Genomic DNA, 6987 nt, shown 5'->3' with positions numbered 1-6987 from the left:
GCTGAATGCATCTGCGCCTGAGAGACATACGCTTAGAAAGAAACGGAAGCAGGACAGGGATCAGAAATAATGATATAATAATTGTTATTTTAATTAATGTATCGGTGACAGCTAGTCAGGAGGATGTATCGGCATGAGTAACAGTGAACAGGCTTATTTGCAACTGTTGAAATATGTATTAGAGCATGGAACAAAGAAGGAAGACCGTACAGGGACAGGTACCATTTCGACATTTGGATATCAGATGCGATTCGATTTAAATGAGGGATTTCCGTTGCTTACAACGAAGCGTGTACCTTTTCGTTTAGTTGCAAGCGAGTTGATTTGGTTTATCCAAGGGGATACGAATATACGTTATCTTCTTCAAAATAATAATAACATTTGGAATGAATGGGCATTCAAAAAATGGGTGGAAAGCTCATCTTATAAAGGACCGGATATGACAAACTTCGGCTTGCGTTCTCAACAGGATGAAGCCTTTAAACTTCTGTATGAGGAGCAAATGGAGTTGTTTAAGCAAAATGTGCTTACAGACGACTCTTTCGCGGCTGAATTCGGTGAGCTAGGCAATGTATACGGTAAGCAATGGCGTGATTGGAAAACTTCGCAAGGAGATACGATTGATCAGTTGAAGGATGTAATTGAGACAATCAAAAGCAATCCTGATTCAAGGAGACTAATTGTTTCCGCTTGGAATCCAGAGGATGTGCCAAGTAATATGGCTTTGCCGCCATGCCACACGATGTTTCAGTTTTACGTAACAAACGGCAAGCTTTCCTGTCAGCTTTATCAGCGCAGTGCTGATATTTTTCTTGGTATCCCTTTTAATATCGCCAGCTATGCCTTGTTGACCCATATGGTTGCACATGAATGTGGACTTGAGGTAGGGGATTTCGTGCATACATTAGGTGATGCACATATTTATACAAATCATTTAGATCAAATCGAGACACAATTGTCACGAGAAATGAGAGCATTGCCTCAATTGAAGCTTAACGCTGACAAAAAGTCGATTTTCGACTTTGATGTCGATGATCTAACCATAGAACAATACAATCCTCATCCGGGTATTAAAGCACCGGTAGCCGTTTAATACAAATTTATTGAGAGGATTGGTCTTCAATGTCTATCACATTAATTGGAGCGATGGATCGCAATCGGACGATCGGGATCGGTAATCAAATGCCATGGCGCCTGCCCGCAGAAATGGCTTTTTTCACAAAAAAGACTACGGGCAATACCGTTTTGATGGGTCGTAAAACATTTGATTCACTTCCCAGGCCGCTAAAAGATCGTAAGAATGTCATTCTAACCAGGCAGCTTGATTTTAAGCAGGAGGGTTGCGAGATTGTCCATTCCATGCAGGATGCTCTAAGTCTTTATAAAGAAGATGACTTGTTCATTATGGGCGGAGCAGAGATTTACGAACAATTTCTTCCTTACGCAGACACAATATTACTAACGGCAGTAGATGTAGAAATCGCGGGCGGTGACGCATTCTTTCCTATCTTCTCAGCAGCAGAGTGGAAGCTTGTGGAAAGTACGTACAGACCAAGTGATGAGAAAAATGCATATTCTTTTACATTTCAAACTTTCATTAGGCATTCTAGCTAACTTTCATTCACTAAATTATACATTTGACGAACGATATGTAACAAAGTGCAAATGATTGTACGGATAATCCATTAACGTCTACAGAGTAGAAATGCTAGGATGTTGTAAAATAGTTTATGAGTGACTCGTTTTTTTTACTTTATGCTGATGAAGTTTGATATTGAATATGAGATGGATTCCCGATATATTTGAAAGAGAAGTTTTTTATAAGGGTAAACGGGGATTTTGGATGGAGGAGCTGCGATCATGTCTACACCTACTGGTTTTATGGAATACCAACGCGAATTGCCGGCGGATCGCGACCCGCTGGAACGTATTAAAGACTGGCAAGAGTTTCACAAACATTTTTCTGATGAGCAGTTGAGGACGCAAGGAGCTCGCTGCATGGATTGCGGCACACCTTATTGTCATACAGGCATTGAGATTGGGGGCACAGTGTCTGGCTGTCCGGTCAATAACTTAATACCTGAATGGAACAATTTAATTTATCGCGGGTTATGGCGTGAAGCGCTTGATCGTCTGCATAAAACGAACAACTTTCCTGAATTTACCGGTCGTGTATGTCCAGCTCCATGTGAAGGTTCTTGTACGGTTGGTCTAATTGGTGACTCCGTTACAATAAAAACGATCGAACAAGCTATTATAGATCGTGGATTTGATGAAGGATGGGTAGTTCCTCAGCCGCCTAAACTACGCACAGGTAAGAGAGTTGCAGTTGTTGGCTCTGGACCTGCTGGAATGGCTACTGCGGCACAGTTAAACAAAGCTGGCCACACAGTAACGGTATACGAACGTGCTGATCGGATTGGCGGATTACTTACTTACGGCATACCTACGATGAAGCTAGAGAAGCATGTTGTTCAGCGCCGCGTTGACCTTTTGGCAGCGGAAGGCGTTGAGTTCGTAATTAATACGGAGATCGGCAAAGATATTACAGCGAAGGAACTAGTCGAACAATTTGACGCGGTAGTGCTTTGTGGAGGTTCAACGAAAGCGCGCGACGTCGAAATGGAAGGCCGTGAACTAGACGGCGTACACATGGCGATGGACTATTTGAATGGCACAATCAAAAGCTACTTGGATTCCAATTTGGAAGATGGCAACTATATTTCTGCAAAAGACAAGGACGTTATCGTTATTGGCGGCGGAGATACAGGTACAGATTGCGTAGCTACTGCACTGCGTCACGGCTGTAAAACAGTCACTCAATTTGGTACACACGCAAAAGCGCCTCTTGTACGTGATAACTCGCAAAACCCTTGGCCGCAATTCCCGAATGTGTATACGCTCGATTATGCACAAGAAGAAGCGAAAGCATTGTTTGGTGAAGACCCTCGTGCATTTTCTGTACTGACTAAGAAATTTGTCGGAGATGGAAATGGCAAACTGAAGGAGCTTCATACGGTACAGATTAAACGGACAGTTGATGAGACAGGCCGTAAAATATATAGTGAAATTCCAGGTACTGCAAAAGTATGGCCTGCAGATCTAGTCTTTATTGCAGTAGGATTTGAAGGTCCAGAAAATATGATTATTAATCAGCTAGGTCTTGAACAGGATCGCCGTACAAACGTGAAGGCAACCTATGGGAAGTACAACACAAATGTTGAAAAAGTGTTTGCTGCGGGCGACATGCGTCGCGGTCAGAGCTTAGTTGTATGGGCAATCAACGAAGGCCGTGAAGCGGCTCGTGAGGTTGATAAATATTTGATGGGTTCCTCGATGTTGCCTTAACTAGTGAGGATACATCCTAGGTTATGAGAGTAAAATATGCAGGAAAAAAGAGCGCCTACGGGCGCTTTTTTTGCTTAAATAAGGTATAATAATGTTTTGGAGCAGGAGGATACCTATGATTAAATATGAATTAGAACGAGTTATTGAGTTAAAGTTTCAATCCTTTAAACCGAGGATCGAACGGCGAGATGATCAATGGATTGATATTGTTCTTCGCTGCGAGTTAGCACCGGGACATGCGGTTCCAGATGATTTTATTAGTTTTACAGCTCTAGTCATTTGTACGCTTGACGGCACAATCGCACAGATGGTTCCGCAGGATGAAGATTGTGATTGTGAATATCAGTTTACGGTTGGCGAGAAGGAGCAAATTACTGCTTTTATCATGCAGCCGTCTATTCAATTGAGCATTCAAAAACTAAGCTCCACAAAATAAGGAAAGTTGTGGTAAAATCGGTGTGAGTTGACGCGAAGGAGCGATTCGTGATGCCAGCCGAAGAAGCATATGTTCTGTCACCAATAGACGTTCGTAATATCCGAGCTTATGTACAGCATAAATATGCTGCAATGCCTCATGAGAAACGAGCAGAAATCGTAGCAGATGCCGTAAACCGCATCATCCATAAGCAATTGCCTAACTTTGAAGACGGTCTGAAGCGTTCAATTACAACGAGTCTCATCCGAACAGCTGTACTTGAGCATCAAAGACCGGTTAAAGCGGATGATATTTTCAGAGTATGCTTATCACTTGGGCACACTACTGAAGGTGTGTATGAGCCTCTTCATGCATGGGTGGAAGAACAGCTCCGAATAAGCTGTCCTAAATCAGTGCTTCATCGTTTGTTCAACGAGCTTTCTTCAGATTTGGATGTTGAACCCGCACTTAGCAGTGATATTAATAATAGTCAGTGGGCGCAGCTCCGAGACTTATTAAAGCATGAATCAGTAACGTTGCTCGCGGAACAGGATGCTACCATTTTAGCAGAGGTTATTAAGCTTCCGAATTCTGCATCCATACAAGCGAAGCGTAAGCAGAGATCAGTAGTTACTATGTATAGTGCGCTTAGCGTCTGTGTAGTACTTGCTACCTTATTATATGGTTGGTCTTTAAGTAAGCCGATATTAAATAAGATGCAAATTCCAGTTGTCATGAAACCAGTACAGCCGATTAAAGTTGCTGAGGATGGTCTACCATCACAGCTTCGTTATCAACCAATCGATGAGGAGAAGCTTATTCGTTTTTTGGAATCGAGATCGTCTCTACTTGCGGACAAGCCCTATTTCGACGCAATAGTGGGAGCTGCAAAGAATTTTGATATACATCCTGTATTATTATTTGCTATTACTGGTCAGGAGCAAGCATTTGTTCCAAAAACGAATAAGCAGTCGAAGCAAATCGCCAACAATCCATTCAATGTGTTTCATAGTTGGAAGGATTATAATACGACCATTCAAGAGTCGGCAGAGATAGCATCACGAACAATCGTTAATTTAAGTAAGGGTCGTCCAACAGAAGTAGATCCTATTACATGGATTAATCGGAAATACGCAGAGGATCCCAAATGGTCCGATGGTGTTCGTTCGATATTTACTACGATACTTAATAAAATAGAAACACCATAATAAAAAGATAAATTTTGGATTTGTGCTTAGTGAAGGAGCGATCATCTTTTGAAGACACTCATAATTGCGGAGAAACCAGACATGGGACGCAATATAGCTGCCGCGATTGATCCCAAAGCGAAAAATCACCGTTCCTATATTGAAGGTGAACAGTATATTATTACTTGGGCGATTGGGCATTTGATTGGTCTCGCTGAACCAGACGCATATGATGATCGTTATAAGAAATGGAACATCAATGATCTTCCGATTATTCCCGATCAATTCAAGCTTGTTCCTAACGTGAAGACGATTGATCAGTTGAAAGTAATAGGGGAGTTAGCAAAACGAAGCAATATGCTTGTCAACTCCTGTGATGCTGGGAGAGAGGGACAATACATCTTCTCACTCATTCAGCGTCATCTTAAACTGCGACAACCAGTTAAGCGGCTATGGATTTCTGACTTGACTCCAGAAACGATTAGAAAAGGGTTTGCAGAGCTTAGAGAAGGTGCTGATTATGAGAATCTAACCAGAGCGGCTACAGCTCGAAGCGAAGCAGATTGGCTGATTGGTATGAATGGCTCACGTGCTTTTACGACCAAACATAATGTGCTTCTGTCAGTCGGAAGAGTACAGACACCCGTACTTGCTCTTATATATGATCGACAGAAACAGATCGAAGCGTTCTCTTCGTTAAAGTTTTTTGACCTGGAAGGACATTTTATACAGAATGAAATGTCTTATCGGGGGATGTGGCAAGGGGAGCGAATGACTGATCAAGCTAAAGTGGAGGCACTTGCTGCTAAGGTGAAGGGGAAGCCCGGACAGATTGCCTCCTACGATGTAAAGGATACGAAGGAATTTCCTTTCAAGCTGTACGATCTCACCTTACTGCAGCGTGAAGCGAACGGAAAATATTCATTTTCTGCAAAGAAAACGCTAGATACCGCACAGGCGCTGTATGAGAAACATAAGGTTATATCGTATCCGAGGACAAACTCCAACTATGTGACGGAGCAGAATATTCCGGAAATGCACAAAACATTGTCCGCTCTGCAAGGTACGATCTATGACGATCTAGTGAAGGGCGCAAACAGAAGTCTTGTTCACAAAGGGAATAAGTTCATCTGTAATCCATCTAAGGTCGAGGATCATCATGCGATTTTGCCAACCAATCGTAAGGCTAATGGACTTAGTCCAGATGAACAGAAGTTATATGATCTAATTGTTAGACGATTCTTATCGCAGTTCTATGCACCAGCGGAATATAAAGTGCATACGGTGCTGACCGAAGTGGAAAATGAAAGTTTCAAAACAACGGTGAAAGAGCTGATTAGCTTAGGCTGGAAGGTTATATATGCTGATCAGAAGAAAGATAAGGCAAAGTCTTCTAAAAGCAAGGATTCGGAGAGCATAGAGGATGAGGAAATCGAGGTAAGCGAGCCATTCTCCATTGATGCGCAGGAAGGTATCACATGCACGGATGCTGTCGTGAAGGAAAAAGATACGCAGCCTCCAAAGCATTATACAGAAGGAACATTACTGAAGGCGATGGAAAGCGCGGGAAAACAGATTGAGGATGAAGATGTGCGCGACGCGATGAAGGACTCAGGACTCGGAACCCCGGCAACGCGCGCTGCGACTATCGAGCGATTAAAAAATGTTGGATATGTTGAGATGCAAGGCAAAAAAATTCAAATTGCACAAAAAGGCCGTACCGCTATTGAATTAATTCGCGGAGCTGGTATCGAGCTTTTAACATCGCCAGAAATGACGGGACTTTGGGAGCGTCGCTTGACTGAAATATCGAGGGGAACTGCTTCCGACGGTGCATTCATGGAAAATGTAAAGAAATTTGCAACGATGATTGTGGACAAGGTTCGTGTACAATCTCGAGCCGCTAAAACATCATTTGAAAGTGAAGCGTCAGAATCGGGGAAATCAGGAAAAGAGCGAGGCAGTTCGGCAGCTGCTAAAGCGTCTCCGACTCGCAGTCGCACTGTGAAGGCTAAATCAACTGCCACTACAGAGCGG

The 6987-nt window shown here is 42.8% G+C and carries 6 protein-coding genes; all 6 read left to right on the top strand.

Features of this window, described 5'->3' with window-relative positions:
* Nucleotides 1–133 precede the first annotated feature (133 nt).
* On the top strand, nt 134–1093 hold the full coding sequence (locus tag AC1DWN_RS24085) for a thymidylate synthase (protein ID WP_477561431.1): 960 nt from the start codon (nt 134–136) through the stop codon (nt 1091–1093).
* A 29-nt stretch (nt 1094–1122) separates the two neighbouring features.
* Entirely contained in the window at nt 1123–1614 is a 492-nt protein-coding gene (locus AC1DWN_RS24080; protein WP_477561430.1) for a dihydrofolate reductase, read from the top strand.
* A 246-nt stretch (nt 1615–1860) separates the two neighbouring features.
* Complete coding sequence (locus AC1DWN_RS24075) at nt 1861–3348, top strand: glutamate synthase subunit beta (protein WP_477561429.1); 1488 nt, start codon at nt 1861–1863, stop codon at nt 3346–3348.
* Nucleotides 3349–3463: 115 nt separating this feature from the next.
* Nucleotides 3464–3784 (top strand): hypothetical protein, encoded by a 321-nt coding sequence (locus tag AC1DWN_RS24070; protein WP_477561428.1) that lies wholly within the window; start codon nt 3464–3466, stop codon nt 3782–3784.
* 50 nt (nt 3785–3834) lie between these two features.
* Nucleotides 3835–4971, top strand: a complete 1137-nt coding sequence (locus AC1DWN_RS24065) for a hypothetical protein (RefSeq protein ID WP_477561427.1) — start codon at nt 3835–3837, stop codon at nt 4969–4971.
* Between the two features lie 48 nt (nt 4972–5019).
* The coding region (locus AC1DWN_RS24060; protein WP_477561426.1) for a DNA topoisomerase 3 at nt 5020–6987 on the top strand (1968 nt) is incomplete at its 3' end.

This window comes from Paenibacillus sp. P4_A7, from assembly GCF_056402455.1.
This window is presented reverse-complemented; position numbering and strand designations above follow the sequence as displayed.

What these genes read in the sequence shown, in the direction of transcription:
- AC1DWN_RS24085 (WP_477561431.1), top strand. Translation starts at nt 134, where the DNA reads ATGAGTAACAGTGAACAGGCTTATTTGCAACTGTTGAAATATGTATTA.
- AC1DWN_RS24080 (WP_477561430.1), top strand. Translation starts at nt 1,123, where the DNA reads ATGTCTATCACATTAATTGGAGCGATGGATCGCAATCGGACGATCGGG.
- AC1DWN_RS24075 (WP_477561429.1), top strand. Translation starts at nt 1,861, where the DNA reads ATGTCTACACCTACTGGTTTTATGGAATACCAACGCGAATTGCCGGCG.
- AC1DWN_RS24070 (WP_477561428.1), top strand. Translation starts at nt 3,464, where the DNA reads ATGATTAAATATGAATTAGAACGAGTTATTGAGTTAAAGTTTCAATCC.
- AC1DWN_RS24065 (WP_477561427.1), top strand. Translation starts at nt 3,835, where the DNA reads ATGCCAGCCGAAGAAGCATATGTTCTGTCACCAATAGACGTTCGTAAT.